Source organism: Streptomyces sp. NPDC008163 (assembly GCF_042956885.1).
GTDB lineage: Bacteria > Actinomycetota > Actinomycetes > Streptomycetales > Streptomycetaceae > Streptomyces > Streptomyces drozdowiczii_A.
On record NZ_JBIBHG010000014.1, the window covers coordinates 100,362 to 126,484 of the forward strand.

The window sequence follows — 26,123 nt, forward strand, 5'->3', positions numbered from 1 at the left end:
CCGCAGGGTGCGGGGAGCGGGCGTCCCTCCCCCAAGCCCCGTCCCGCCCGCGTAAGGTGCCCGGATGATCGTCATCCCGGAGGAGTTCGCGCGGACCACCGTCGAGCGCGAGGGCAGCGCCGGGGCGGCCTGGCTCGCGGAACTGCCGCACATCGTCGCCGACTTGGCCGACACGTGGGGCTGCACGCCCGACGGCCCCCTCACGCACGGCGGTGTCGGCGTCATCGTCCCCGTCCGGCGCGACGGCACACCCCCCGCCGTGCTCAAGGTCTCCTTCCCGCACCCCGGAAACGACCACGAGCCCGACGCCTTCGCCGCCTGGGGTGGGCGTGGGGCCGTTTCCCTGTACGAGCGGGACGACAGCCGGTACGCGATGCTGCTGGAGCGGGCCTCTCCGGTGACCCTGGCCGAGGCCGTCGACGGGGACGACGTGGTCGTCGTCGCCGCGCGGCTGGGGCGGCGGCTTGCCGTGCCCGCGCCCGGCGGGCTGCGGCTGCCCCGGCTCAGTGAGCGGGCCGGGGAGTGGGAGGACGGACTGCGCACCGACGACGTCGAGTTCGCGCACCCCCTGCCGCGACCCGTCATCGATGCCGCCCTCGCCACCGTAAGGGAGTTGGGGCGAACGCAGCCCGACACGCTCGTCCACGGCGATCTGCACGGGCGGAACATCCTGCGGGCCGAGCGCGAGCCCTGGCTGGCCGTCGATCCCAAGGGGTACGTGGGCGACCCGGCGTACGACGCGGGGGCGTTGATGAAGTCCCGCGCGTACGCACTCGCGGGGGCGGGCGAGGACCTGGCTCGCGCCGCCCACCGCATCGTCGGCCTCTTCGCGGACGCCGCCGAACTGGATCGCGAACGCGTGCGCCGCTGGGCCCAGTTGCACGCCGTGCAGGCGGCATTCTGGGCCCGGCGGCACGGGTTCCGGGTCGCCCGGGGCGGGCCCGAGCTGGAATGGATCACCGCCTTCGCGGACCGGCTGGCGGTGTTGCTGACCGAGTCCGCCGGCTGACGCGGCCCCGCGCAGGGCGTCCCACCCCCCTGTCCGCCGGCTCGGACCCGTCCCCGGACCGCGGCGGCGCCGTCCGGCGGTGTCGTCATCTCGCCAGTGGCGTCGTATTGCTCCGGGCAGGCGCCAGGTCTAGCTTGAGGCACTGCGCGTGAGAGGCGCGGCAGTTGAGGCGTTGCAGCGGGACTCCACATTGGCCATGGTGTCGCACCCGACGAGGAGCGAGTAATGAGCGAAGTCCGCAAGATCGTGTCACGAATCGCCACAGCGAGCGCGGTTGCCGCGGGAGCGCTGGCCCTGACCGTCGCCTCCACGGGGGCGGCCAACGCGGCGAGCGGCGGCTGGTTCAAGACGTCCACCCAGTGCAACCAGTCCGGCAAGAACATCACCGCCACGAACCCCGCATACAGCTCCTGGACGTGCGTCCAGTCCTCGACGCACAACCCGCCGTGGCATCTGATCCTCAGCTAGGGCACCTCCGTGGGCGGGCCGCGCGAAATTCCGGGCGGCCCGCCCACTGCTGTCTCCACGATGCCCCCGGTTCACCGCACCCGGGCCATACAGAACAGGCGTGCCGATCGTCGGGTGGATGAGCAGCGCCCCTTTCCGGGGCGGCACCCCCTCAGAAGCGGAGAAGAACGCGTGCGCACCGCATACCTCACGGTCACCATCCTCGGCATCCTCTTCAACGGTGCCGCCGCCGTCACCTACCTCATCGGCCACGAATACCCCAAGTCCCAGGCCGACATGAAGGGCATCCCCCGCACGTACGTCCCCTGGCTCGGCATGTGCCTGGCCGCGGGGACCCTCGGACTGCTCGCCGGATTCGCCGTGCCCGCGCTCGGCACGCTCGCCGCGTGCGGGCTGATCCTCTACTTCATCGGCGCGATCATCGCCCATCTGCGCGTCGGATCGAGGAACATCGTCGGCGGGATCGTCTTCCTGGCGACGGCCGTCGCGGCCCTGATCCTGGGCGTGCGGTACCACGGGGCCTGGTGAGCGGGACGTCTACGCGCGGCTCGCGAGGTCCGCGTCCGTGACCGGCCGGACCACCCTGCACGGCGTACCGACCGCGACGCTCATCGGCGGGATGTCGCGGCTCACGACGCTGCCCGCGCCGATCACCGAGCCGTAGCCGATCCGGACGCCCGGCAGGACGACCACGTTGCTGCCGATCCACACCTTGTCCTCGATGACGATCGGCTCCGAGAAGCGGCCGAAATCCGCCCGGCGCGCGGGGTGCACGGGGTGGCCTGTCGTCGTGAGGGTCACGCTGGGGGCGATCATGACGTCGTCGCCGATGCGGATCTCCACGTCGTCCACGAACGTCAGGTTCACATTGCCGAAGAAGTCGTCGCCGATGTGCACGTTGCTGCCGAAGGCGGCGTGGAACGGCGCCTGGAGGACCGTGCGTTCGCCCACCGAGGCGAAGATCTCCGTCAGCAGCGAACGCCGTCTCTCCGTGTCACCCGGCGGGGTGTGGTTGTACGCGAAGATCTCGTCCTCGCGCCGGGACGGGGCCAGGAAGGCCGCCTCGGTCTCCGTGTAGACGAGGCCCTTCGCGATCCGGGCCCGTATCGCGTCCTCGTTCCGGTCGGTCTCAGCCATCGTGCGGTGCTCCCTTCGTCGGGCGCCCCAGGCCCGTGAGCCGGAGCGCGTATTCCGCCGCGATCGCCCCGTTGGGCGCCGCCGCCCGCGCGGCCTCGTACATCTCCGCCGCCTCCTCCGTGCGGCCGAGGCGGCGCAGCGCGTCCGCCCGGACGGCGGGGAAGGCGTGGTGGCCCGCGAGTTCCCTCGGCCTGCCCAGCGCGTCGACGGCCTCCAGCTGGGCCCCTGGCCCGTCCCGCATGCCCAGGGCCACCGCGCGGTTGAGGGCCACGACCGGGTTGGCGCGCAGGGCGAGGAGGCTGTCGTACAGGGTCACGACGGCCGCCCAGTCGGTGGCGGCGGCGTCCGGTGCCAGGGCGTGCTGGGCGGCGATCGCCGCCTGGAGGGCGTAGGGGCCGCCCGCCGGGAGCGCCCCGCGGGCCAGCGCGGCCCCCTCGGCGATCAGCGCACGGTCCCACAGCGAGCGGTCCTGGTGCTCCAGCGTGACCAGGCCGCCGTCGGCGTCGAGCCGGGCGGCGCTGCGGGAGTGCTGGAGCAGGAGCAGGGCCAGCAGGCCGCGGGCCTCCGGCTCGTCCGGAGCCTCGGCCACGACGAGGCGGGCGAGGCGGACGGCCTCCTCGGCCAGTTGATCGCGGGTGGCGCTGCCGTCGCTCGGCGCGTACCCCTCGGTGAAGATCAGGTAGAGCACGGCAAGGACCCCGCCGAGGCGTTCGGCGCGCGCACCCGGTGGCGGTACGCGGTACGGAATTCCGGCGGCCGCGATCTTCCGCTTGGCACGCAGGATGCGCTGCGACACGGTGTCTTCGCCGGCCAGGAACGCGCGGGCGATCTCGCGCGTGGTGAGGCCGCCGACCGCGCGCAGGGTGAGGGCCACCCGGGCGTCGAGCGGGAGCGCGGGGTGGCAGCAGGTGAAGATCAGCGCGAGCCGCTCGTCGCCGGGCGGCGCCGGTTCGTACGCCTCCTCCAGCGCCACCGCCTCCGCGATCTTGTCGCGCTCCGTCGTACGGCGGCGCAGCACGTCCACCGCGCGGCGCCGGGCCGCCGTCACCAGCCAGGCCCCCGGGCTGCGCGGCACTCCGTCGCGCTCCCAGGCCGGCAGGGCGCGGGCGAACGCGTCCTGCGCACAGTCCTCGGCCAGCTCCCAGTCACCGGTGAGGCGGACGAGCGTGCCGAACACGACGCCCCACTCGGCGCGGTGGGCGGCCGCGAGCGCCGCGCGCACGGCCGCCGGTGCGGTGTCACCGGCGGCCCCCGCCCCCGTACTCACCCGAAGTCCCGCCAGAACTCGCGCAGTTCCACGATCCCCCAACGGGCCATGGGGCACCGGCCCACGTACTCCAGCGCCTGTTCCCGGTCCCCGTCGACGAAGACGATCCCCGTGACCCACTCGGCCACGTCCGCGTACCCCCCGTCCGTGATCAGGAGTTCGCCCCCGCGTCGCCGTACGAGCGTCGCCTCCTCGACCCGGCTCAGGTGCTCGCCGCCCAGGTAGCGGCCGGACGCCAGGCCGTCCCGCACCCACGCGGCCACCGCCGCCGGGTCCGGGGTGTACGGCGGCGCGGCGGGGTCGGTCCGCATGATGGCGAGGAAGCGGGAGGCGGGGGCGTCGCCCTCGTGCGGGACGTCGTCCGTGTCCGGGCCGTGGTCGAGCGGTTCGACGGGGCGGATCTCGATGCGGCCCGCGGTCGCCATCGGGTGCGAGGCGGCGACCTCGATCGCCTCGTCCAGATCGGCCGCCTCCAGGAGGTCGTACCCGGCGATCCACTCGGCCGTCTCGGCGAACGGGCCGTCGGTGACCAGGACCTCGCCGGCGCGGACGCGCACCGTGGCCGTCTCCTCCACCGGCTTCAGCGGCATCCCCTCCAGCCGGACGCCGCGCCCGTTCCACTTCTCGACCCACGCCTGAGGGCTCTCGTCGGCGCGCTCCCCGGCGGGGTCCGTGGCGATGAACAACACGTACTTCATGAGCGTTCTCCTTGCTGCCGTGCCGAACGTTTCATGAAGACGACGAACGGTGTCCACCGAATCCGACAGTCCGACGAGAAAAGTTCGGGACCGGCCCCAGCAACCCGGGCCGCCGCATCTCTTGACGTGCTCCTGACTGAATGGCTTCATGGGAGCGCACATCGTGGGAGCGCTCCCATGTGAGCGTGGCCCCACCGTACGTCCGCACCTCTCCCCTCCTCCCCCCCTGGAGCCGCAGTGAGAACAGCGAGACACCCGGCGCAGCGCCCCGCCGCCGTCATCCTCACCGTCCTGGCCACCCTGCTCGGGTTCCTCGCGCTCGGCGGCCTCGCCCCCGCACAGGCCGCCGGTACCGGGCTGCACATCAGCGACGGACGGCTGGTCGAGGGCAACGGGAACGACTTCGTCATGCGCGGCGTCAATCACGCGCACACCTGGTATCCCGGCGAAACCCAGTCCCTCGCGGACATCAAGGCGACCGGTGCGAACACCGTCCGCGTCGTGCTGTCCGACGGCTTCCGGTGGACGAAGAACGGGCCGGACGACGTCGCCGCCGTCGTCGCCGACTGCAGGGCGAACCGGCTCATCTGCGTCCTGGAGGTGCACGACACCACCGGATACGGCGAGGACTCCGCCGCCGGGACGCTGGACCACGCGGCCGACTACTGGATCTCGCTGAAGAGCGTCCTCCAGGGCCAGGAGGACTACGTCGTCATCGACATCGGCAACGAGCCCTGGGGCAACACCGATCCGGCCGGCTGGACCGCCCCCACCACCGCCGCGATCAAGAAGCTGCGCGCCGCGGGCTTCGCGCACACGATCATGGTGGACGCGCCCAACTGGGGCCAGGACTGGCAGAACGTCATGCGGGACAACGCGCAGGCGGTGTACGACGCGGACTCGACCGGCAATCTGCTCTTCTCGATCCACATGTACAGCGTCTACAACACCGCCCAGAAGGTCACCGACTATCTGAACGCCTTCGTGGATGCCGGACTGCCTCTGGTCATAGGTGAGTTCGGCGGCCCCGCCGACCAGTACGGGGACCCGGACGAGGACACCATGATGTCCGAGGCGCAGCGGCTCGGGCTCGGCTGGATCGCCTGGTCGTGGAGCGGCAACACCGACCCGATCCTCGACCTGACCATCGGCTTCGACCCGGCGCGGCTCAGCTCCTGGGGCGAGCGCATCTTCCACGGCGCGAACGGCATCGCGGAGACCTCCCACGAGGCCACGGTGTACGGCGGGCCGGTCGAGCAGGACACCGAGGCCCCGACGGCCCCGGGCACCCCGGCCGCCTCCGCCGTGACCGACACCTCCGCCACGCTGACCTGGGCCGCGTCCTCCGACAACGTTGCCGTCGCGGGCTACGACGTGGTCCGCGTCAGCGGCGGTACGGAGACCAGGGTCGCCTCGTCCGCCACGACGGGCGCCACCGTGACGGGGCTCAGCGCCGACACGGCGTACTCCTTCGCGGTCTACGCGCGCGACGCGGCCGGCAACCGTTCGGCGCGGTCGGCCGCCGTGAGTGTGACCACGGACAAGGGCGCGACCACTCCGGCGGGCACGTGCTCCGTCGGTTACAAGGTGGTCGGCGAGTGGCAGGGCGGCTTCCAGGGCGAGATCACCATCCGCAACACGGGCAAGGCCGCGATCGACGGCTGGACGCTCGGTTTCGCCTTCGCCAACGGGCAGACGATCACGAACATGTGGGGCGGTACGCCCAAGCAGTCCGGCGGTTCGGTGACCGTCGCGCCGGCCTCGTACACCTCCACGATCGCCCCCAACTCCTCGGTGACCGTGGGCTTCACGGGCAACCGGACCGGTACGAACGCGGCCCCGGCCGCCTTCACCCTCAGCGGGGCGGCCTGCACGGCCGCGTGAGACGGGACCGGCCGGCGGGGGGTCACGCCTCCCGCCGGCCGGTGCCACCGGTTCAGCCTGCCGCCGGGGCACGCCGGTAGGTCAGATACGCCGCTCCGCTCCCCAGGACCGTGTGGTCGGTGAGCGTCCAGGCGGCCGGCTCGAAAGCCGCCTGCCGGCCGAAGAGCGGGATGCCCGCGCCGATCGTCGTCGGGCTGAGCTTCAGGATCAGCGTGTCGATCTCCGCGTGGAGCGAGGCGGCCATCGTCCCGCCGCCGACGAGCCAGATGTCCTTGCCGTCCTCCTGCTTCAGCTCCCTGACGCGCGCGGCGGGATCGGTCGCGACGACCTCCACCGCAGGGTCCGGACTCTCGCCCAGGGTGCGGGAGAACACCAGGTGCCGCAGATGCGGGTAGGCGTCCGTGACTCCGGCGTCGAGGCCGATCTCGTACGAGCGCCTGCCCTCCACCACCGTGTCGAAGTGCGTGCCCTCCGCCGTCACGCCGAGCGCGGCCCGTGCCGGGCCGGGCAGGGTCTCCGGGTACTCCGCGATCAGGTGCTTGAGGTAGTCCTCCGGGATGGGCCAGAAACCGCCGGGGCCGGTGGGATCGGCTCCGTCCGGGCCGGCGATGAAGCCGTCGAGGGTGGCGGCGATGAAGTACACCAGCTTGCGCACAAGGGACCCTTCGTCCGGGGGCGGCCTCCGGTACGTGGGGGCCGTCGGCCGTTCATGATCGGACGGACGCCCGTGGCAGGCAACGGGAATGACTGCGTCCGGCGTCTAGGAACCGTCCAGCGCCGGGGCGATCACCGCGAACGCGCGGTCCGCCAGCTCCGCCGGGGTCTCCGTCGAGCCGCCGGCGCTCCAGTGGTGCAGCACGGCGTCGAACGCGTCCAGCGCCATGCCCGCCGCCAGCCTCGGGTAGAGGTCCCGCTCGGCGTCCCGCCCCAGCCGCCCGGCCAGCTCCTGCGCGAGGTCGTCGCGCCACCGCGCCTGGCGCTCCAGGAAGCGGGCCAGCAGCGCGGGCGTGCGCAGGATCAGGCGTACGACGCGCAGCGCGCGCTCCCCGTGGTCCGCGCACTCACCGAGCGGCACCCAGACCGCGTGGCGCAGGGCGACGGAGGGCGGCTCGGCGGCGGGGCGGGCGGCCAGTCCGGCGCGGATGCCGGTGCCCATGTCCGCGAGGAACTGGACGACCACGTCCTCCTTGGACGCGAAGTAGCGGAAGAACGTCCGCTTGGAGACGCCCGCCGCCGCCGCGATCTCGTCCACCGTGACCGCGTCGAAGCCCTTGAGGGCCAGCAACTGCAGTGCGGACTCGGTCAGTTCGTCGGAGACCAGCCGACGCTTGCGCTCGGCCAGGGTCGTTCGGGGAATGGTCACCCTGCTCACGGTACTCCATGCCTCGCATGACACTGAATGACATGTTGACACTTGGTGTCACCCGGGGCAGCCTATGCCGTATGACACAGCGGGAGCGCTGGACCACCGAGCACATCCCCGACCAGACCGGACGCGTTGTCCTCGTCACCGGGGCCAACAGCGGCCTCGGCCTGGCCACGACGCGGGCCCTGGCCCGCCGGGGCGGGCACGTGATCCTCGCCGTACGCGACGAGGCGAAGGGGCGCCGTGCGGCGGCCGAGCTGACCGCCGCGCAGCCGGACGCCCGGCTGGAGGTGCGCCAGATCGACCTGGCCGACCTCGATTCCGTACGCGTGTTCGCGGAGAAGCTGCACGCGGACCACGCGCGCCTCGATGTGCTCGTCAACAACGCCGGGGTCATGGCGCCTCCCCGGACGCTGTCCCCGCAGGGTCACGAGGTGCAGTTCGCGGCGAACCACCTCGGCCACTTCGCGCTCACCGGGCTGCTGCTGGACCTCCTGGCGGCGGGCACCGGCCCCCGTGTCGTCACCGTCAGCTCGCCCAACCACCGCAAGGCGCACCTGTACTTCGACGACCTCACCGGCGAACGGCGGTACTCGCCGATGGGCTACTACAACCAGTCCAAGCTCGCCAATGCCGTCTTCGGCCACGAGCTGCACCGCCGGCTCACCGAGGCCGGCAGCCCGGTCCGCAGCCTGCTCGCCCACCCCGGCTACACCGCCACCCGCCTCCAGACCGGCGGCCCCGTCCCCCTGGTGTCGCTGCTGTTCGGCCGCGTGCTCAAGCCGCTCGCCCAGTCCCCCGGCCGGGGCGCGCTGCCGCAGTTGTACGCGGCGACCGAACCGGGCTTGAGCGGCGGGGAGTTCATCGGGCCGGACGGACGGGGCGAGCTGCGCGGGGCGCCGACCCGGGTGGAGCTGTCCGCCGGGGCGGCCGACGCCGCGACGGGGCGGCGGCTGTGGGAGGTGTCGGAGGAGGCGACGGGTGTGCGGTTCGCGTTCCCCGCGTCCGGCTGAACCCGGGCCCTCCCACCGCTCCGCAGCGCCCCGGGATTTGGATAAGGTGCCGTGTCTACAGCAGCGCTCTCCGGGGGAGTTACGAGTACATGAGCGGTCAGCAGCCAAGCAGAGGCGGCGCCTCGCAGGTCTTCCAGCCCCTCGCGGCAGACGACCCCACCACCATCGCCGGATACCGGCTGGCCGCCAAGCTCGGCGCGGGCGGCATGGGCAAGGTGTACCTGTCGTACACGCCCGGCGGCCGGCCCGTCGCGATCAAGGTGATCCGGCCCGAGTTCGGCGAGGACGCGGAGTTCCGGCGGCGGTTCGCGCAGGAGGTGCAGTCCGCGCAGCGCGTGCAGGGGCTGTTCACCGCGCCCGTGATCGACGCCGACACCCTGGGCGCGCAGCCGTGGCTCGCCACCGCGTACGTGCCGGGCCCGTCGCTCGCCGACGCGGTCGTCGAGCACGGCGCGCTGCCCGTCGAGGCGGTGCTGCTGCTGATCGCGGGCATGGCGGAGGCGCTGCACGTCATCCACGGCGCCGGGATCGTCCACCGCGACCTCAAGCCGTCCAACGTGCTGCTCGCGGCGGACGGGCCGCGCGTCATCGACTTCGGTATCGCCTACGCGGCCGACGCGACGTCGCTCACGGGGAGCGGGGTCACCATCGGCACCCCGTCCTTCATGGCGCCGGAGCAGGCCGCCGGGCGCAAGGTCACCGCCGCGACGGACATCTTCGCGCTCGGGCAGGTCGCGGTGTTCGCGTCGACCGGGACGCCCGCGTTCGGCGAGGGGACCTCGCACGGGGTGCTCTACCGGATCGTGCACGAGGAGCCGGACCTCGCGGGTGTGCCGGAGCGGCTGATGGAGCTCGTGGGGCGCTGCCTCGCGAAGAACCCGGAGGACCGGCCGTCGGTCGCCGAGGTGATCCGGCTCTGCCAGACCGCGAACGCGGAGACGGTGCTCCGGCGGCCGGAGGACTGGCTGCCGAAGCCGGTCGCGGCCGACATCACCGTACGGGCCGCCGCGCCGGCGCCCGTGCAGACGCCACCGCCGCCGTCGGCCGCCCCGGCGACGCCGCCGGTGGCCGCCGCGCCTGCGGCTCCGCCCACGCCGGCCGCGTACTCCCCCACCACTCCGGCGCCGAGCACCCCGCCGCCCGGATACGGGCCGCCGGTCACGCCCGCGCCCGGGCAGGGGCCCGCGCCGGTGGCGCCGAGCGCGTACGGTGCGCCCACGGCGCCCTCCGCGCAGACCCCGGCGTACGGGTATCCGGCCGCCCAGCAGCCGTCGTACGGGTATCCGGGGCCCGGGGCCGGGTACCCCGGCGGGGGCGTACCGCCGCAGCCGCACGTCACGCAGCCGGTGCCGCAGACGCCCGAGCCCCCCAAGCGGCGGCGGGGGCGGGTCGCGGCCATCGCGGTCGTGGCCGCGCTGCTGGTCGGTGTGGCGGGCGGCGGGACGGCGTACTTCCTGTCGCAGAAGGACGACGACAAGGGGTCGCAGAGCGACACCACCGCCGGGGACAAGAACTCGCCCGCGCCCAAGACGAGTTCCACGCCCAGTGCGGATCCCACCGGGGAGGCCGACGGCGGTGCCGGGCAGCCCGAGGGGCAGGCCCCCGCGACGTCGGACCCGACGCCGGAGGACTTCACCGGGATCAACCTCACCCAGGGGTACCACCTGACGTTCGGCGACGACGAGGTGCGGCCGCAGGACGGGGAGGACGACGGCTACGAGCTGACGTACGACTCCGGCGGGTACATCGAGGCGGAGAGCGAGGGCGGCAAGCTGATCCTGCTCGACCCGGGGCAGGCGGGGTCGCTGGATGTGTGCCGGGCGGAGACGCGGTTCGCGAGCAGCATCGAGACGAGCAAGCTGTCGAAGGGGCGGCAGGTGTGCGTGACGACGGGGACGGGGCATATGGCGCTGCTGACGTATCAGGGGCACTCGCCGGAGGATTCGCCGAGTGACTACATCACGCTCGACGTGACGGTCTGGCGCAACGCGCTGCGCTAGGCCGCGCCCCTTCCCGAAACCGGGGCTCCGCCCCGGCCCCCGCGCCTCAAACGCCGGCGAGGCCACAGCTGAGCCCCTCCGTCGATTGAGGGGCGGGGGTACGGGGGCAGCGCCACCGCAAGGCCTCAGCCCGTGATCAGCCGCTGGAGCACCGGCGCGTACAGGTCCGCGATGCGTTCCGGCGTCGCGGACGCCCCCGCGCCCTCCCGGTGGAGGCTCAACGTCGCGCCCAGGCCCAGCAGGTGGCCGGCCAGGAGCTCCGCGCGGAGGGCGGCGTCCTCCCCCGGGAGGCGGGCGGTCAGCGCGTCGGTGACCTGTTCGTGGAAGCGGTCGCGGAGCAGGGAGCGTTCGTCCTGGTTGCCCAGGGAGAAGACGACCCGGAGCAACGGGTCGGACTGGGCCGCGCGGCGGCGGGTCACCAGGGTGACCACCATGTGGCGGCCCAGCCCGTCGAGCGGCGCGTCGAACAGCTCAGCCGCGGCCGGCCCGAAGTCGGCCACCGTGTTGAACAGCTCCTCCTTGCGGCCGAAGTGCTTGACCACCAGCGACGCGCTGACCCCCGCGTCCGCCGCGATCCCCCGGATCGTCACCTCCGCGTACGGCCGCTGCGTGAACGCCCGCCGGGCGGCCCGCAGGATCGCGTCGCGGCCGGTCGCGGCGATGGCCTGGCCGCCGGTCATGCGCCCTCCTGGATCCCCGCCGGCCGCGCACCCCCCGTCAGGGTGCCCGGTGCCTTGCGGCTCGCCTCGACCGTACCCGCCCCGGCGGGCCCGCGGCCCGGCAGCATGAGCGTGACCAGCAGGGCGAGCAGCGCCGCCCCCGCCGCGATGACGAAGACCAGCTGGTACGCGTGCAGGGTCGGCGCGGTCCGGCCCCCCGCCCGGAAGGTGAGGCTGGCCAGCACGGCCGCCACCGTCGCGCTGCAGAACGCCTGGCCGATCGACCGCATCAGGGTGTTCAGGCCGTTCGCCGCGCCGGTCTCGCTGACCGGCACGCCGCGCATCACGAGGGCCGGCAGCGCCGAGTACGCGATGGCCGTGCCGGAGGCGACGACCGTGGCGCCCGCGACGATGAGCCACAGGCTGTGACTGGTGAAGTACCGCACCCCGTAGCCGGTGGCGATGATCCCGGCCGCGAGGGCCAGGCTGACCTTGGGGCCGTACGCGGCGGAGATCCGCGCGGACACCGGAGAGAGCGCCACCATCGACACGCCGCCCGGCAGCAGGCACAGACCGCTGACGACGAGGGACGCGCCGAGCCCGTATCCGGTCGCCTTCGGCTCCTGCACCATCTGGGCGGTGACCAGGGAGTTCGCGTAGAAGGCGAAGCCGATGAGCAGGGCCGCGATGTTGGTGAGCAGGACCGCCGGCCGGGCGGAGACCCGCAGGTCGACCATGGGCGTCGCGACGCGGAGCTCGTACGCCCCCCAGATCAGCGCCACCACGACGGCCGCCACGAGCAGGCCGACCGTGCGGCCGGAGGTCCAGCCCCAGTCGCCGCCCTGCGTCACCGCGAGCAGCAGGCAGACCAGCGCGCCGGACAGGCCGAGGGCGCCGAGTGCGTCGAAGCGGCCGCGGCTGCGCAGCGGGGACTCCGGTACGAAGGCGAGGACGAGCACGATGTCGATGAGACCGATGCCGCCGGAGACCCAGAACATCGTGTGCCAGTCGAAGTTCTCGACCACGAGCGCGGCGATCGGCAGGCCCACGGCGGCGCCGATGCCGAGCGTCGAGCTCATCAGCGCGACGGCGGACAGGACGCGTTCGGGCGGCAGTTCGTCGCGCAGGATGCTGATGCCCAGCGGTACGACGGCGATGGCGGCACCCTGGAGCGCGCGGCCGGTGATCAGCACGCCGATGTGGGAGCTCGCCCCGCAGAGCGCCGAGCCCACGACGAGCACCGTGAGCGAGGCGACGAGCACCCGCCGCTTGCCGTACATGTCGCCGACCCGGCCGAGCACCGGTGTGAACACCGCACCGGTCAGCAGCGTGACGGTCACCAGCCAGCTCGCGGCGGCCGGGGTGGCTCCGGTCAGCTCGGGGATGTGCGGGAGCAGCGGTACGACGATCGTCTGCATCACCGCGACGACCACCCCGCAGAAGGCCAGCACGCCCACCGCGAAACGCGGGTGCGGGGCCTGGGCCGCGGGGGTGGGCGGGGCGGCGGGGGCGGGTATGTCCGCGGGCATGGTTCTCCGTTGCTCGCTCGGGGGTGCACGGATGTTCACCCCCAGGGTAAACGCCTGTGCACCCCCTCCGCGACGGTGGGGCGGAAGCGCGCGTTAGCCTCGGTCCGGGCGCCGGTGCGGCGCCGGGCGCCGGGCGCGTACGAGTGCGCCGGGCGCACACCCCATGACGTGGACGAAGGCGGAGGTGACCGCGATGGCGAAGGTGCCGGCAGCGGCGATGGCGGCGGGCGGACTGGTCGGCGGTTACGCCGTCGCGCGGTGGACCCGCAAGCGTCCGCTGGGCGGGGTCGCGCTCGCGGCGGCGGGCGGCGTCGCCGCGTACGAGTGGAACCGGCAGGCGGGCCCGCGCGCGGCCGTCGCGCTGACCACCGCGTACGTGGCCGCGTTCGCGGGCTCCCACCCGCTGGCCAGGAAGGTCGGCGCCTGGCCCGCGGTCTTCACCGCGGCGGGCACGATGGCCGCCGCGTCCTGGGCGGTCACCCGCCGGTCGTCCTGAACGGGTGCGCCCTCCGGGCGCGATGACGGGGCGTCCTCGGCCCGGGCCCGCCCGAGCCAAGGCGCTCCTGGCCGGGGCGTCCTTGGCGCGGGCCTCCCATCCGGGCGCCCCTGACCCGGGCATCCTCGGGCCGGGCGTCCCGAGCCCGGGCGCCCCTGGCCCGGGCGCGAGCGCGGGCACCGCGTGGGCACCGCGGCAGCCCGCACCGAACGGCCGCCGCCCCGGGCCCCCGCCACCTCAGGCGGTCCGCCCAGGCCCCCTCACCCGGCCCCGCTCCGGGGCCCCCTCACCCCCACAGCGCCCACGACACCGTGTAGATCGCCAGCCCCGCCAGCGCTCCCACCACCGTGCCGTTGATGCGGATGAACTGCAGGTCGCGGCCGATGTGGGCCTCGATCTTGCGGGATGTCTGGTCCGCGTCCCAGCCGGCCACCGTGTCGCTGATCAGCGACGTGATCTCCGTCCGGTACGTCGTCACGACGTACGCCGCCGCGTCCTCCAGCCAGCCCTCCAGCTTTCCCTGGAGCCGTTCGTCCGTGGCCAGCCGGGCACCCAGCGACATCAGCGAGGCCCGGGCGCGCAGCCGCAGCTCGCTCTGCTCGTCCTCCGCCGCCGCGATCACCATCGCGCGCACCGACGCCCAGGCCGAGGCGATGACGTCCTGGACCTCGCCGCGCCCCAGGATCTCCGACTTCAGCCGCTCCACCCGGTCCCGGGTCTCCGAGTCGGTCTGCAGGTCGGCCGCGAAGTCCGCGAGGAACGTGTCGATGGAGCCGCGCGCCGGGTGCCCCGGCATGTCCCGCATCTCGGTGACGAAGCGCAGGAGCTCCTTGTAGACCCGCTCCCCGACCCGCTTGTCCACGAACCGGGGCGTCCAGCCCGGCGCCCCGCCCTGCACCGCGTCCATCACCGAATCGCCGTGCAGCACCAGCCAGTCGTGCGCGCGGGCGCAGACCAGGTCGACCAGCTTGCGGTGGCCGCCGTCCGCGACGACCTTCGCCAGCATCTTGCCGAGCCCCGGGCCGATCTCCGCCGCGTTGGCCCGCCGGGTGATCGCCTCGCCGACGACCGCCTGGACGTCCGCGTCCCGCAGAACGGTGAGCGCGCCGCGCAGCGCGGTCGACAGCTCGGCCGTGACCCGGTCCGCGTGGGCCGGGTCCGCGAGCCAGCCGCCGACCCGGCCACCGATGCCCAGCGAGTGAATCCGGTCACGTACGACGTCCCCTGAGAGAAAGTTCTCGCCGACGAAGGAACCGAGGGAGGCCCCCAGCTGGTCCTTCTTGGTGGGAATGATGGCGGTGTGCGGAATCGGCAGACCGAGCGGACGCTTGAAGAGGGCCGTGACGGCGAACCAGTCGGCCAGCGCACCCACCATGCCCGCCTCGGCGGCCGCCGCGACGAAGCCCGGCCAGCCGCTCACCCCCTCGTTCTTCGCCCAGGTGGCGAGGACGTACACCAGCGCGACCAGCAGAAGGAGGCCGGTGGCCGTGGTCTTCATCCGGCGTACGCCACGACGCTTCTCCTCGTCCGCCGCGGTGTACGCGAACGAGGCGAGCCCCCCGGGTCTCGCCCTCCCACCGGGCCCCGGAGGCAGTGCGCCCCGCTCGGTCCGCCCGGTCCCGTCGATCCGTTCCATCCGCTCCACCCGTCCGCGTACGCACAGCCCCAGGCGTCCGCTACGCATTGTGCCTACCTGACCTACTCCCGGCCCGCACTTCGAGTTCCCCGCGCCCTGCCGCATCATGGGAACCGGTCCACTTCCCCCGCTTTTCCTCATTTCCGCAAGGAGACACACCGCCCATGCCCAGGCGCCAGGGGTACGCCCTGCTCATAGCCCTCGTGGCGGGTACCGCCGCGCTCGCCGCAGCCGTGGCGTTCGCCGGTTCCCTGCTGTTCAACGGGGACAGGGCGACGGCCGCAGCCGCGACGGCCCCGCAGGGCGTGGCCCACAGCCCGGCCGCCCCGGCGCACTCCTCCGGGCACTGGCTCGCCACCTGGGCGGCCGCGCCCGTGGTGGGCGTGGCCGACCCGGCGCAGGCGGCGGACCAGAGCCGCCGCGTCATCCGCAACGTCGTGCACACCAGCATCGGCGGCACCGAGGCCCGCGTGACGCTGTCCAACCTGTTCGGCACGCGGCCCCTGCTCATCGACCGCGTCACCGTGAACACCCGCCCCGTGACGTTCCAGGGGGCCTCGTCCGTCACGGTGGCCGCCGGCGGGCAGACCGTCAGCGACGCCGTCGCCGTCCCCGTCGACGCGGACGCCGACCTCGTGGTCACCCTGCGCACCCCGACCGCCGACGGGCCGGTCACCGCGCACCCCAACAGCCACCAGACCTCGTACACCGAGGACGGCCGGGGCACCTGGGCCACCACGCAGTGGCGCTACCTCACCGCCGTCGACGTGCGGGGCGGCGACACGAAGGCGACCGGGACGCTGGTCGCGTTCGGCGACTCGCTCACCGCCGGCTCCGGCTCCACCACCGACGCCAACACCCGCTGGCCGGACGCCCTCGCCGACCGGCTGCACGACGGATACGCGGTGGTCAACGAGGGCATCGGCGGCAACCGCCTGCTGCACGACGGCATCGGCCCGCGCGCCCTCGACCGCTTCGAGCGCGACGTCCTCGGCGTCTCCGGCGCCAAGACCGTCGTCATCGCGCTCGGCATCAACGACATCCAGGCGCTCCCGAGGGAGACCGACCCCGAGCGGATCACCGACGCCCTGCGCGACCTCACCCGGCGCGCCCACGCCCGGGGCCTGAAGGTCATCGGCGCGACCCTCATGCCGTACCGGGGCTCGGCGGTCTGGACGGCCGGCGGGGACAAGGTGCGGCAGCACGTCAACGCGGAGATCCGGGCGGGCCGGATCTTCGACGAGGTCATGGACTCCGACCTCGCCCTGCGCGACCCGGCCCACCCCCAGCGGCTGCGCCCGGCGTACGACTCCGGCGACCACCTGCACCTCAACGACGCCGGGTACGCCCGCCTCGCGTCGCTGCCGGACGTGGTCGCCCTGACCGCGGACAGGCCGAAGGTCGACGCGCTCTGAGCCGGGACAACACAGCTGGGGGGCGTCTTGCCGATCATGGCCGGGTCCGCGACGCCTGGCACGGCCTGATCCGCCCCTGATCGACAAGACACCCCCTAGCGCCCCTCGCCCTTCTCCAGGCGGCCCCGCCCGCCCTCCGCGTCCCGCAGCCGCTGCTTCTCCGCCTTGCTGCGCTTGTGCTCCACGCCGACGCCGCCCATGAGCGCGAAGCCGGTGATGCGGACCCGGGGCGCGTCGGGCGCGGGGGCCGACTCGTCCTTGACGTCCTCCCCGAAGCCGCCCATGATGCCGATGCCCCGGACCTCCACGTCGAGGTCCGGCGGGACCGTCACATGGAGGCCGCCCATGATCGTGAAGCAGCGGATGACGGTCTCGCGGGACTCGAAGTTCGCCTCGCGCAGGTCGATGTCGCCGCCGCCCCACATCGCGAACGCGGTGAACACCCTGCCGACCGTCCAGTTGCCCCGGCGGCGGAAACCGCCCCAGAACGCGAAGCCGCCGGTCGAGGTCGCCGGCCGCCCGATCCGCTCGGACCAGCGGGCCGCCGAGCCCGCCCGGGGCCGAACGGCGGCGGGCACCGACGAGGAGGAGCCGACAGCCGGCAGGTCGCGGACGAGCGGTTCCAGCTCGCCGTGCGTCCGCGCCTTGTAGGCGGCGTCCAGGCGCTGGTCGAACTCCTCCATCTCCAGGCGCCCTTCGGCGACCGCGTCACGCAGGGTCTCGGCAACACGTTCACGCTCGGCGTCGGATGCCCGCATCTCCGGGAGTTCGCTCGTCATGGAACTCAGCCTATTGAACGCGCCCGCTCACGTCACCGGCTCCCCGGGCCGCTCGCGCGCGTACATCTTCGCGATCACCGCCTCGATGTCCGGCTCCCGCACCGAAAGGTCCGCCAACGGGTACTCCGCGGCGATCCGCGCCACCAGCGGGGCCGCCGACGCGGACGCCGGGAAGGCCAGCCACTGGCGCGGCCCCTCCACCTTCACCGTCCGCACCGAGGGCTCCGACTCCAGCCGGATCGGCGGGAGTTCGCGCTCCAGGTCGACCACCAGCGTCCGCTCGCTCTCCCCCACCTCGTGCAGCCCGGCCGGCGCACCGTCGTACATCAGCCGGCCGTGGTCGATCACCATCACGCGGTGGCACAGCTGCTCGATGTCCGTGAGGTCATGGGTCGTCAGCAGCACCGTCGTCCCGCGCTCCGCGTTCAGGTCCCGCAGGAACTGCCGCACCCTGGCCTTGGACACCACATCGAGGCCGATCGTCGGCTCGTCCAGATACAGCACCTCCGGGTCGTGCAGCAGCGCCGCCGCGATGTCCCCGCGCATCCGCTGCCCCAGCGACAGCTGACGCACCGGCACGTCCAGCAGCTCGCCCAGGTCGAGGAGTTCGACGCACCGGTCCAGATTCGCCCGGAAGCGCGCGTCCGGCACCCGGTACATCCGGTGCATCAGCCGGTACGAATCGCGCAGCGGCAGGTCCCACCAGAGCGTCGTACGCTGGCCGAAGACCACACCGATCCGGTGCGCCAGCCGCGTACGCTCCCGCGACGGATCGATGCCCGCGACGCGCAGGGAGCCGCCGCTCGGTGTGAGGATGCCCGTCAGCATCTTGATCGTGGTCGACTTCCCGGCCCCGTTCGGCCCGATGTAGCCGACCATCTCGCCGCGCTCCACCCGGAAGCTGATCCCGTCGACCGCCCGCACCTGGCGCCGCTCACCGCGCAGGAAGCCTGTCCTGCGGCGGACGTCGAAGACCTTCTCCAGCCGGTCCAGCTCGATGAACGCCGCCCCGGCGCCCGTATGCCCGGCCGTGCTCGTATCCGTGTCCGTACTCATGCCGCTCCCTCTCCCGTCCCGCTTCAACTTCCCGTACTCCGGTACGCCCGCAGCCCCGCCCGCCACGCCAGGCCCGCCCCGGCCGCACAGACGGCGGCCACCACCGGCGGCAGGAACGCCACCCCGTCCGGCAGCCCCAACGGCAGCTCCCGGCCCAGCACGTACAGCGCCGGCAGCCAGTTCACGAAGGCCAGCGGCACCACGAAGGTCACCCCGCGCACCAGGTCCTTCGCGAAGATCGTCGGCGGGTACTGGAGCAGCGTGTTGCCCCCGTACGTGAACGAGTTCTGCACCTGCGAGGCGTCCTGCGCGATGAACTGGAACGCCCCGCCGGCCACGAACACCGCCCCGAAGATCACCGACCCGCTCAGCAGCATCAGCGGCAGCACGACCGCCTTCGCCGGGGTCCAGTCGATGTCCGCCGCCACCAGCCCGTAGCCGAGGACCAGCAGCCCCTGGGTGATCCGCCCCAGCCTGCGCAGCGCGAAGCGGTCGGCCGCCACCTGCGCGAGGACCGGTACCGGCCGCACCAGCAACGTGTCCAGCGTGCCGTCACGCACCCGGCGGCCCAGCCGGTCCATCGACCCCATCAGCAGGTCCGCCAGGCCGAACGCCGTCCCCGAGGCCCCGTACAGCAGGGCGATCTCCGGGAGCGAGTAGCCGCCCAGCGCGTCGACGTGCGCGAACATCAGCATGATCGTCACGAAGTCGAACGCCGTCGCCGTGAAGTTGCCGACCGCCGTCATCAGGAACGACGCCCGGTACGCCATCGTGGAGCGCAGCCACATCGACACGATCAGCCCGTACGCCCGCACCCCCTCGACCAGCCGCGGCCGCGGGGCGAACACCGCACCCGGCGCCTCCGGCACCGCCGTCTCCGTCAGCTCAGCCACCCTGGACCACCACCCTCCGCGTCGCCACGCCCTGCACCATCCGCCCCACCAGCAGCAACACCGCGGCCCAGGACGCCTGGAACACGTACACCCGCACCAGCCCCCAGCCCGTGTGCTTGCCCAGGAACACATCCGCCGGCATCTGGAGCAGCGCCGACCACGGCATCAGCCGCGCCACCTCGCCCAGCAGCCCCGGAAACAGGCTCAGCGGCAGCAGCATCCCCGAGAAGAACAGCCCCGCCAGGAAGGCGATCTGCGCCGCGCCCGCCCCGTCCATCAGCCAGAAGGCGGACAGCGCCACCAGATAGCGGATCCCGAAGCTCACCACCACGCCCAGCGCCACCGAGACGAGGAACGCCAGCCACGGCCCCGCCGACCCCGGCAGCGCCAGGTCGAACGCCAGCCCGCCGAGCACCATCGGCACGATGCCGCGCCCCAGCAGATGGAAGGCCGCCCGGCCCAAGTCCTGCGCCAGCCACCACAGCTGGAGGTCGACCGGGCGGTAGAGGTCCACCGCGATGTCGCCCGTGCGGATGCGCTCGATCAGCTCGTCCTCGAACCCGCCGCCCATCATCACGCAGGTCATCAGCAGCGCCTGGCCCAGCCAGACGAAGGTCAGCGCCTGCGGCATGTCGTAGCCGCCGAGCCGGGGCCGCTCGTCCCACAAGGCCATGTACGTGTAGGCGAGGATGAAGCCGAAGACGGTGTTGGTGAACACCCCCGCCGCCGTCTCGATCCGATAGGTGGCGTAACGGCGGAAACCGCCCGCCGCCACCACCGCGTAGACCCGCACAGCAACCGCCTCCCCGTCAACGGGTGCCGCACCGTGCGTGGACACCAAAGCGCAGGAGCCTAGTCCAGCCGGGACGGCCGCCGCGAGCGCTTTTCGGCCGTCGATCCAAGGGATATGCGCCAGAAAAGGGCACTATGGGGGAACTGACCGCGGCCGAGGAGTCTGCACCGACATGAGCGACGAGCCACAGCAGCAGAACGGGGACACCGACCCCCCGGGCTGGGCCCCCAGGGACCTGCCTGCCGACGCCGCCGCCCAGGGACCGGCCCCCGAAGACAAGGCCCCCGAAGCCACCGGCGCGAACAAGCCCAAGCGCCCCAAGCGCACCGGCTGGCGGCGGCTGATCCCCACCTGGCGCATGGTCCTCGGCGGCATCCTCCTCATCGCCCTGCTCCTGGTCGGCGGGTTCATCGCCGGCTACCAGCTGGTCGACATCCCCGCCGCCAACGCCAGTGCCACCGCCCAGTCCAACGTCTACCTGTACGCCGACGGCACGGTCATCGCCCGCGACGGCCTCGTCAACCGCGAGAACATCAAACTGGCCCAGGTACCGCGCACCGTCCAGCACGCGGTCCTCGCCGCCGAGGACCGCGACTTCTACTCCGAACGCGCCGTCGACATCAAGGCGATGTTCCGGGCCGGCTGGAACACCGTCACCGGCAAGGGCAAGCAGGGCGGTTCGACCATCACCCAGCAGTACGTCAAGAACTACTACCTGGGCCAGGAACAGACCGTCGTCCGCAAGATCAAGGAATTCTTCATCTCGATCAAGCTCAACCGGGAGCAGTCCAAGGACCAGATCCTGGAGGGCTACCTCAACACCAGCTACTTCGGCCGCAACGCCTACGGCATCCAGGCCGCCTCCCAGGCCTACTACGGCAAGGACATCGGCGACGTCACCACCGCCCAGGGCGCGTACCTCGCCTCGCTGCTCAACGCCCCCAGCGCCTACGACGTCGTCGCCTACCCGGAGAACAAGCCCGCCGCCGTCGCCCGCTGGAACTACGTGCTGGACGGCATGGTCAAGGAGAAGTGGCTCGACCCCGCCGAGCGCGCCGCGATGACCTTCCCCGTGCCCGGCCCCGTCAAGCCCGCCAACAGCCTCTCCGGACAGCGCGGCTACATCGTCAAGGCCGTCGAGGACTACCTCGTCGACAACGACATCCTGGACGAGAAGACCCTCGCCACCCGCGGCTACCGCATCACCACCACGCTCCAGCGCAAAAGGCAGGACGCCCTCGTCGAGGCGGTCGAGGGCAAGGTCATGTCCAAGACCGACGACGACCGCGAGGCGGACCGCAACGTCCGTGTCGGCGGCGCCTCCATCGACCCCGCCACCGGCCACGTCGTCGCCATGTACGGCGGCGTCGACTACACCCGGCAGTACGTCAACAACGCGACCCGGCGCGACTACCAGGTCGGCTCGACCTTCAAGCCGTTCGTCTTCACCTCGGCCGTCGCCAACGACTCCACCACCCAGGACGGCCGCCGCATCACCCCCGGCACCATCTACGACGGCACCAACAAACGCATGGTCGAGGGCCCCGACGGACCCACCGGCTACGACCCCGCCAACGAGGACGACCGCAGCTACGGCCCCATCACCGTGTCCACCGCCACCGACAAGTCCGTCAACGCCGTCTACGCCCAGATGGCCGAGGACGTCGGCCCCGAGAAGGTCCGGAACACCGCCGTCTCCCTCGGCATCCCCAAGGACACCGCCGACCTCACCCCCACCCCCTCCATCGCGCTCGGCGTCGCCACCGCCAGCGTCCTCGACATGACCGAGGCGTACGCGACCCTCGCCGCCCACGGCAAGCACGGCGCCCACGTCCTGGTCAGCGAGGTCACCAAGGACGGCGAGGACGTCACCCTGCCCGGCCGCACGGTGAAGCAGGCCGTCAGCCGCGAGGCCGCCGACACCACCACGTCGATCCTCCGGAGCGTCGTGGAGGGCGGCACCGGAACCGCCGCCCGGGGCGCCGGCCGGCCCGCCGCCGGGAAGACCGGCACCGCCGAGGAGGACCGCGCCGCCTGGTTCGCCGGCTACACCCCGGACCTCGCCACCGTCATCGCGGTCATGGGCCAGGACCCCTCCACCGGCGCCCAGGAATCCCTCTACGGCGCGCTCGGACTCCCCCGCATCAACGGCGGCGGCGCACCCGCCGAGACCTGGGCCCAGTACACCGGGGCCGCCCTGAAGGGCACCCCCGCCCGTGCCTTCGACCTCGACGTGGAGGAGGACACCGGAGACACCGCACTGCCCACCGCCGAGGACACCGCCCCCGGCGAGACCGGCCGCCGCACCCCCTCGGCCACTCCCCGGCGCACCCCGCCCACCACTCCGTCCCGGACCCCGTCCGCCCCTCGCACCACCCCCGGCACCACGGACAACCCGGCCGGAGGCACGGGCACCGGCGGCGCCACGGACGGCGGGGCGGACACGGGCGGCGGGGACGGCGGCGGGGACACCGGGGGCGGGGACGGCGGCGACATCGGCGGCTTCCTCGAAGGCCCGCGCGGCACCCGGGCACCCAGCACGCGGCCGTGAGCCCCTGAAGCCCCGAAGCCCCTGACGGGTCAGTGCCCCGACGTGGCCTTCAGCCCGACCACCGCCACCAGCAGCAGGCACACGAAGAAGATCCGGGCTGCCGTCACCGGCTCGTGCAGCACCACCATGCCCAGGACCGCAGCACCCGCCGCGCCGATCCCGACCCACACCCCGTACGCCGTGCCGATCGGCAGTGTCCGGGCCGCGTGCGACAGCAGCATCATGCTCGCCACGATCCCCAGGCCCGTGAACACGCTCGGCCACAGCCGGGTGAACCCCTCGGTGTACTTCATCCCGATCGACCAGGCCACTTCCAGCAGACCGGCGACGACCAGCAGAACCCACGCCACGACAGCACCTCCGACGAGACAGAACACGCGAACAACACGGGTGCGTCGTCTTTGCGGAACCCGGTACGGCGCGTCTCGTCGGGTGTCTCCACCGTAGCAAAGGACGGGCAAAGGGCCCGGTGACAACGGTCACCGGGCCCTTTGCCCATGCCACAGCCCTACAGATACAGCCCGGTCGAGTCCTCCGAGCCCTCGAAGCGGTCCGCCGCCACCGCGTGCAGGTCGCGCTCGCGCATCAGCACGTACGCCACACCCCGCACCTCGACCTCCGCCCGGTCCTCCGGATCGAACAGCACCCGGTCGCCCGGCTCGACCGTCCGCACGTTCTGCCCCACCGCCACCACCACGGCCCACGCCAGCCGGCGGCCGACCGCGGCCGTCGCGGGAATCAGAATGCCGCCGCCGGAACGCCGCTCGCCCTCGGGCGACTCGGACCGGACCAGCACTCGGTCGTGCAGCATCCGGATGGGCAGCTTGTCGTCGGTGTTCTCGCTCACGCCCCGCAACCTACCGGGCAGCGCGCCCGCCACGCGCGAGGGGTCAGCGCTTGCGCCGCGAGGAGACGACGACCAGGCCGACCACGCCCGCCGCGAGCAGCGCCGCCGGGATCACGCGCTCCAGCCGCGGGCTGCCCGTCTCCGACACGAACTGGGCCTTGACGTCCGACACCGCGCGGTTCACCGCCACGTACGCCCGGCCGGCCGTCCGGTCCACGGTCCCGGCGACCTTCGCCTTCGCGTCGCCGATGATCGTCTTCGGGTGCACCCGCACCCCGATCTCATCGAGTACCACCGCAAGCTGCTCGCGCCTGCTGATGATGTCCGCCTCGATCTGCGCAGGGGTCCTGGCATCCGACACCGCGCCGCCTCCGTGGTCCTCGTCCGGTAAACCTTCATCGACAGTCTGTCAGTTCCGCCGCGTCCGCACCCGGCGGCACCCCCATTACGCTCGGTCCCTTAGACCCCACGTACCAACGAGGAGAACCATGAGCGAGCGCCTCACCCCCGGCGACACCGCCCCCGCCTTCACCCTGCCCGACGCGGACGGCAACGACGTCTCGCTCGCGGACCACAAGGGCCGCAAGGTCATCGTGTACTTCTACCCCGCCGCTCTTACCCCCGGCTGCACCAAGCAGGCGTGCGACTTCACGGACAACCTCGACCTGCTGGCCGAGGCCGGCTACGACGTCATCGGGGTCTCGCCGGACAAGCCGGAGAAGCTCGCGAAGTTCCGCGAGAAGGAGAACCTCAAGGTCACACTGGTGGGCGATCCGGCCAAGGAGACTCTTGAGGCGTACGGCGCGTACGGCGAGAAGAAGCTCTACGGCAAAACGGTGACGGGCGTCATCCGGTCCACGGTCGTCGTGGACGAGGAGGGGAAGGTCGCCCACGCGTTCTACAACGTGAAGGCCACCGGCCATGTCGCCAAGATCATCAAGGACCTCAAGATCTGAGGCACGACGGGACGGCCCGCAAGCCGCACGGAACGGCCCGAAACGGGCCATCCTCTGAGCCGAATGGCCGAAATCATGTGATGGACATCCCAATCCTTCGCTGAACCGGTTTGCGGTCGCCATGTCCGCGCAGAAGCCTTTCCTGTAACAGTTGCCGAGGAAAGGAACCGGCCATGGCGGCCTCCGACCCCCACCAGGTGGCCGACCCTGAAGCGGTCAAACGTCACCCCGCGCTGTTCCGTGCGATCCGGAAGCGTCAGAACCCCAAGCTGCGGCGCACGGACATCACCGTCACGGACGACCAGGCGGTCAAGCGCGCGGTCAAGGCGGCCTCACTCGGCAACGCGATGGAGTGGTTCGACTTCGGCATCTACTCCTACCTCGCCGCGACCCTGGGTCACGTCTTCTTCCCGTCCGGGAACGACACGACCCAGCTCCTCTCCTCCTTCGCCACCTTCGCGGTCGCCTTCCTCGTCCGCCCCCTCGGCGGCATGTTCTTCGGACCGATGGGCGACAAGATCGGTCGCAAGAAGGTCCTCGCCCTCACGATGATCCTGATGGCGACCGGCACCTTCGCGATCGGCCTCATCCCCTCGCACGCCACCATCGGCGTCTGGGCCGCGGTCCTGCTGATCTTCTTCCGCATGCTCCAGGGCTTCTCGACGGGCGGTGAGTACGGCGGTGCCTCGACCTTCATCGCGGAGTACGCCCCCGACAAGCGGCGCGGCTTCTTCGGCAGCTTCCTCGAGTTCGGCACGCTCGCCGGTTACGTGGGCGCCGCGGGCCTGGTGACGCTGCTCTACGCGCTCCTCAACGACGCCCAGATGGAGTCCTGGGGCTGGCGCGTGCCCTTCCTCGTCGCCGGGCCGCTCGGCCTGGTCGGCCTCTACCTGCGACTGCGCCTGGACGAGACCCCGGCCTTCCAGAAGCTGGAGGGCGGCACGGCGCACGCCACGGAGGCGGCGGACAGCGTCGAGACGACGGCGAAGGGGGACCTGGCGAAGATCTTCCGCGACTACTGGCCGACGCTGATCCTCTGCATCTGCCTGGTCGGCGCGTACAACATCACCGACTACATGCTGCTGTCCTACATGCCGACGTACCTCTCCGACGAGCTCGGCTACAGCGAGACGCACGGTCTGCTGATCCTGCTCGGCGTGATGGTGTTCCTCATGCTGATCATCAGCCAGGTCGGCAAGCTCTCGGACCGCTTCGGCCGCAAGCCGCTCCTGATGACCGGCATGCTCGGCTTCCTGATCCTCTCGCTGCCCGCCTTCCTCCTCATCCGCCAGGGCAGCATCCCCGCGATCATCATCGGCATGGCGATGCTGGGCCTCTCCCTGGTCTGCATGCTCGGCACGATGTCGGCGGCGCTCCCGGCCCTGTTCCCGACGAACGTTCGCTACGGCTCGCTCTCGGTGGGCTACAACCTCTCCGCGTCGATCTTCGGTGGTACGACTCCGCTGGTGATCACGGCCCTGATCAGCGTCTCCGGCTCCAACCTGATGCCGGCGTACTACGCGATGGCGGCGGCTCTGGTGGGCGTGATCGCGGTGGCCTGCATGAAGGAAACGGCGAACCGCCCCCTGGCGGGCTCCCCGCCCTCGGTGGAGACGACGGCGGAAGCGGAAGAGCTGGTCCACGCCCAGACCCCGGACCCGAAGTTCTGAC

General features: G+C 72.5%; 26 protein-coding genes and 1 riboswitch. Of the genes, 11 read left to right on the plus strand and 15 right to left on the minus strand.

The window, feature by feature from the left end:
- Positions 1 to 64: 64 nt before the first annotated feature.
- The 3 genes from ACFZAT_RS27865 to ACFZAT_RS27875 all read left to right on the plus strand — a co-directional run bounded on the left by ACFZAT_RS27865 (position 65) and on the right by ACFZAT_RS27875 (position 2,005).
- On the plus strand, positions 65 to 1,009 hold the full coding sequence (locus ACFZAT_RS27865) for an aminoglycoside phosphotransferase family protein (RefSeq protein ID WP_391268306.1): 945 nt from the start codon (positions 65 to 67) through the stop codon (positions 1,007 to 1,009).
- 225 nt (positions 1,010 to 1,234) lie between these two features.
- Complete coding sequence (locus ACFZAT_RS27870) at positions 1,235 to 1,477, plus strand: hypothetical protein (RefSeq protein ID WP_391268307.1); 243 nt, start codon at positions 1,235 to 1,237, stop codon at positions 1,475 to 1,477.
- A 171-nt stretch (positions 1,478 to 1,648) separates the two neighbouring features.
- A complete protein-coding gene (locus tag ACFZAT_RS27875) occupies positions 1,649 to 2,005 on the plus strand; it encodes a DoxX family protein (protein WP_391268308.1) in 357 nt (118 codons plus the stop codon).
- Between the two features lie 9 nt (positions 2,006 to 2,014).
- Here ACFZAT_RS27875 and ACFZAT_RS27880 read toward each other — a convergent pair whose 3' ends face one another.
- The 3 genes from ACFZAT_RS27880 to ACFZAT_RS27890 are packed head-to-tail and all read right to left on the minus strand — an operon-like array spanning position 2,015 to position 4,579.
- On the minus strand, positions 2,015 to 2,614 hold the full coding sequence (locus tag ACFZAT_RS27880; protein WP_391268309.1) for a DapH/DapD/GlmU-related protein: 600 nt from the start codon (positions 2,612 to 2,614) through the stop codon (positions 2,015 to 2,017).
- The gene (locus ACFZAT_RS27885) at positions 2,607 to 3,881 is read right to left on the minus strand and encodes a sigma-70 family RNA polymerase sigma factor (RefSeq protein ID WP_391268310.1); all 1,275 of its coding nucleotides are present in this window, start codon (positions 3,879 to 3,881) and stop codon (positions 2,607 to 2,609) included. The genes ACFZAT_RS27880 and ACFZAT_RS27885 overlap by 8 nt, the downstream gene beginning before the upstream one ends.
- Positions 3,878 to 4,579 carry a YciI family protein gene (locus ACFZAT_RS27890; RefSeq protein ID WP_391268311.1) on the minus strand — a complete coding sequence of 234 codons (702 nt, stop codon included), beginning with the start codon at positions 4,577 to 4,579 and terminating at the stop codon, positions 3,878 to 3,880. Before ACFZAT_RS27890 ends, ACFZAT_RS27885 begins: the two co-directional genes overlap by 4 nt.
- Before the next feature lie 237 nt (positions 4,580 to 4,816).
- Between ACFZAT_RS27890 and ACFZAT_RS27895 the strand changes: the two genes are divergently transcribed.
- Positions 4,817 to 6,463, plus strand: a complete 1,647-nt coding sequence (locus ACFZAT_RS27895) for a cellulase family glycosylhydrolase (RefSeq protein WP_391268312.1) — start codon at positions 4,817 to 4,819, stop codon at positions 6,461 to 6,463.
- 52 nt (positions 6,464 to 6,515) lie between these two features.
- Here the strand turns inward: ACFZAT_RS27895 and ACFZAT_RS27900 are convergent, their stop codons facing one another.
- Both ACFZAT_RS27900 and ACFZAT_RS27905 read right to left on the minus strand, forming a co-directional pair.
- Entirely contained in the window at positions 6,516 to 7,118 is a 603-nt protein-coding gene (locus ACFZAT_RS27900) for a dihydrofolate reductase family protein (RefSeq protein WP_391268313.1), read from the minus strand.
- A gap of 105 nt (positions 7,119 to 7,223) precedes the next feature.
- Complete coding sequence (locus ACFZAT_RS27905) at positions 7,224 to 7,826, minus strand: TetR family transcriptional regulator (RefSeq protein WP_391268314.1); 603 nt, start codon at positions 7,824 to 7,826, stop codon at positions 7,224 to 7,226.
- Between the two features lie 80 nt (positions 7,827 to 7,906).
- Here ACFZAT_RS27905 and ACFZAT_RS27910 point away from each other — a divergent pair, with 80 nt between their 5' ends.
- Positions 7,907 to 8,842 carry an oxidoreductase gene (locus ACFZAT_RS27910; protein WP_391268315.1) on the plus strand — a complete coding sequence of 312 codons (936 nt, stop codon included), beginning with the start codon at positions 7,907 to 7,909 and terminating at the stop codon, positions 8,840 to 8,842.
- 89 nt (positions 8,843 to 8,931) lie between these two features.
- Complete coding sequence (locus tag ACFZAT_RS27915; protein WP_391268316.1) at positions 8,932 to 10,842, plus strand: protein kinase; 1,911 nt, start codon at positions 8,932 to 8,934, stop codon at positions 10,840 to 10,842.
- Between the two features lie 125 nt (positions 10,843 to 10,967).
- Here the strand turns inward: ACFZAT_RS27915 and ACFZAT_RS27920 are convergent, their stop codons facing one another.
- Together ACFZAT_RS27920 and ACFZAT_RS27925 are read right to left on the minus strand one after the other, a co-directional pair.
- Positions 10,968 to 11,522: a TetR family transcriptional regulator gene (locus tag ACFZAT_RS27920; RefSeq protein ID WP_391268317.1), complete on the minus strand. Its 555-nt coding sequence runs from the start codon at positions 11,520 to 11,522 to the stop codon at positions 10,968 to 10,970.
- Positions 11,519 to 13,030: an MFS transporter gene (locus ACFZAT_RS27925; protein WP_391268318.1), complete on the minus strand. Its 1,512-nt coding sequence runs from the start codon at positions 13,028 to 13,030 to the stop codon at positions 11,519 to 11,521. The genes ACFZAT_RS27920 and ACFZAT_RS27925 overlap by 4 nt, the downstream gene beginning before the upstream one ends.
- Positions 13,031 to 13,193: 163 nt before the next feature.
- On the opposite strand from ACFZAT_RS27925, the gene ACFZAT_RS27930 reads away from it, so the two are divergent.
- Positions 13,194 to 13,526 carry a hypothetical protein gene (locus ACFZAT_RS27930; RefSeq protein ID WP_391268319.1) on the plus strand — a complete coding sequence of 111 codons (333 nt, stop codon included), beginning with the start codon at positions 13,194 to 13,196 and terminating at the stop codon, positions 13,524 to 13,526.
- A 286-nt stretch (positions 13,527 to 13,812) separates the two neighbouring features.
- Here ACFZAT_RS27930 and ACFZAT_RS27935 read toward each other — a convergent pair whose 3' ends face one another.
- Complete coding sequence (locus ACFZAT_RS27935; RefSeq protein WP_391268402.1) at positions 13,813 to 15,024, minus strand: DUF445 family protein; 1,212 nt, start codon at positions 15,022 to 15,024, stop codon at positions 13,813 to 13,815.
- Positions 15,025 to 15,326: 302 nt separating this feature from the next.
- Here ACFZAT_RS27935 and ACFZAT_RS27940 point away from each other — a divergent pair, with 302 nt between their 5' ends.
- Positions 15,327 to 16,577: a GDSL-type esterase/lipase family protein gene (locus tag ACFZAT_RS27940; protein WP_391268320.1), complete on the plus strand. Its 1,251-nt coding sequence runs from the start codon at positions 15,327 to 15,329 to the stop codon at positions 16,575 to 16,577.
- Positions 16,578 to 16,672: 95 nt separating this feature from the next.
- Here ACFZAT_RS27940 and ACFZAT_RS27945 read toward each other — a convergent pair whose 3' ends face one another.
- From ACFZAT_RS27945 to ACFZAT_RS27960, 4 genes are read right to left on the minus strand one after another with little or no spacing between them, the layout of a single operon-like run.
- The gene (locus tag ACFZAT_RS27945; RefSeq protein ID WP_391268403.1) at positions 16,673 to 17,335 is read right to left on the minus strand and encodes a DUF1707 domain-containing protein; all 663 of its coding nucleotides are present in this window, start codon (positions 17,333 to 17,335) and stop codon (positions 16,673 to 16,675) included.
- Positions 17,336 to 17,383: 48 nt separating this feature from the next.
- On the minus strand, positions 17,384 to 18,412 hold the full coding sequence (locus ACFZAT_RS27950; protein ID WP_391268321.1) for an ATP-binding cassette domain-containing protein: 1,029 nt from the start codon (positions 18,410 to 18,412) through the stop codon (positions 17,384 to 17,386).
- A 23-nt stretch (positions 18,413 to 18,435) separates the two neighbouring features.
- Complete coding sequence (locus ACFZAT_RS27955) at positions 18,436 to 19,305, minus strand: ABC-2 family transporter protein (RefSeq protein WP_391268322.1); 870 nt, start codon at positions 19,303 to 19,305, stop codon at positions 18,436 to 18,438.
- Positions 19,298 to 20,098 carry an ABC-2 family transporter protein gene (locus ACFZAT_RS27960; protein ID WP_391268323.1) on the minus strand — a complete coding sequence of 267 codons (801 nt, stop codon included), beginning with the start codon at positions 20,096 to 20,098 and terminating at the stop codon, positions 19,298 to 19,300. The genes ACFZAT_RS27955 and ACFZAT_RS27960 overlap by 8 nt, the downstream gene beginning before the upstream one ends.
- Positions 20,099 to 20,270: 172 nt before the next feature.
- Between ACFZAT_RS27960 and ACFZAT_RS27965 the strand changes: the two genes are divergently transcribed.
- On the plus strand, positions 20,271 to 22,649 hold the full coding sequence (locus ACFZAT_RS27965) for a transglycosylase domain-containing protein (protein ID WP_391268324.1): 2,379 nt from the start codon (positions 20,271 to 20,273) through the stop codon (positions 22,647 to 22,649).
- 29 nt (positions 22,650 to 22,678) lie between these two features.
- Here the strand turns inward: ACFZAT_RS27965 and ACFZAT_RS27970 are convergent, their stop codons facing one another.
- The 3 genes from ACFZAT_RS27970 to ACFZAT_RS27980 all read right to left on the minus strand — a co-directional run bounded on the left by ACFZAT_RS27970 (position 22,679) and on the right by ACFZAT_RS27980 (position 23,857).
- On the minus strand, positions 22,679 to 22,999 hold the full coding sequence (locus tag ACFZAT_RS27970) for a multidrug efflux SMR transporter (protein WP_018105629.1): 321 nt from the start codon (positions 22,997 to 22,999) through the stop codon (positions 22,679 to 22,681).
- 39 nt (positions 23,000 to 23,038) lie between these two features.
- Positions 23,039 to 23,106, minus strand: a riboswitch (guanidine-III (ykkC-III) riboswitch).
- A gap of 51 nt (positions 23,107 to 23,157) precedes the next feature.
- On the minus strand, positions 23,158 to 23,496 hold the full coding sequence (locus tag ACFZAT_RS27975; RefSeq protein ID WP_018105628.1) for a co-chaperone GroES: 339 nt from the start codon (positions 23,494 to 23,496) through the stop codon (positions 23,158 to 23,160).
- Between the two features lie 43 nt (positions 23,497 to 23,539).
- Positions 23,540 to 23,857, minus strand: a complete 318-nt coding sequence (locus ACFZAT_RS27980; RefSeq protein WP_073965000.1) for a DUF3618 domain-containing protein — start codon at positions 23,855 to 23,857, stop codon at positions 23,540 to 23,542.
- Positions 23,858 to 23,984: 127 nt separating this feature from the next.
- On the opposite strand from ACFZAT_RS27980, the gene bcp reads away from it, so the two are divergent.
- Both bcp and proP read left to right on the plus strand, forming a co-directional pair.
- On the plus strand, positions 23,985 to 24,452 hold the full coding sequence (gene bcp, locus ACFZAT_RS27985; RefSeq protein WP_073863676.1) for a thioredoxin-dependent thiol peroxidase: 468 nt from the start codon (positions 23,985 to 23,987) through the stop codon (positions 24,450 to 24,452).
- 173 nt (positions 24,453 to 24,625) lie between these two features.
- Positions 24,626 to 26,122 carry a glycine betaine/L-proline transporter ProP gene (proP, locus tag ACFZAT_RS27990; protein ID WP_391268325.1) on the plus strand — a complete coding sequence of 499 codons (1,497 nt, stop codon included), beginning with the start codon at positions 24,626 to 24,628 and terminating at the stop codon, positions 26,120 to 26,122.
- Position 26,123: the final 1 nt, after the last annotated feature.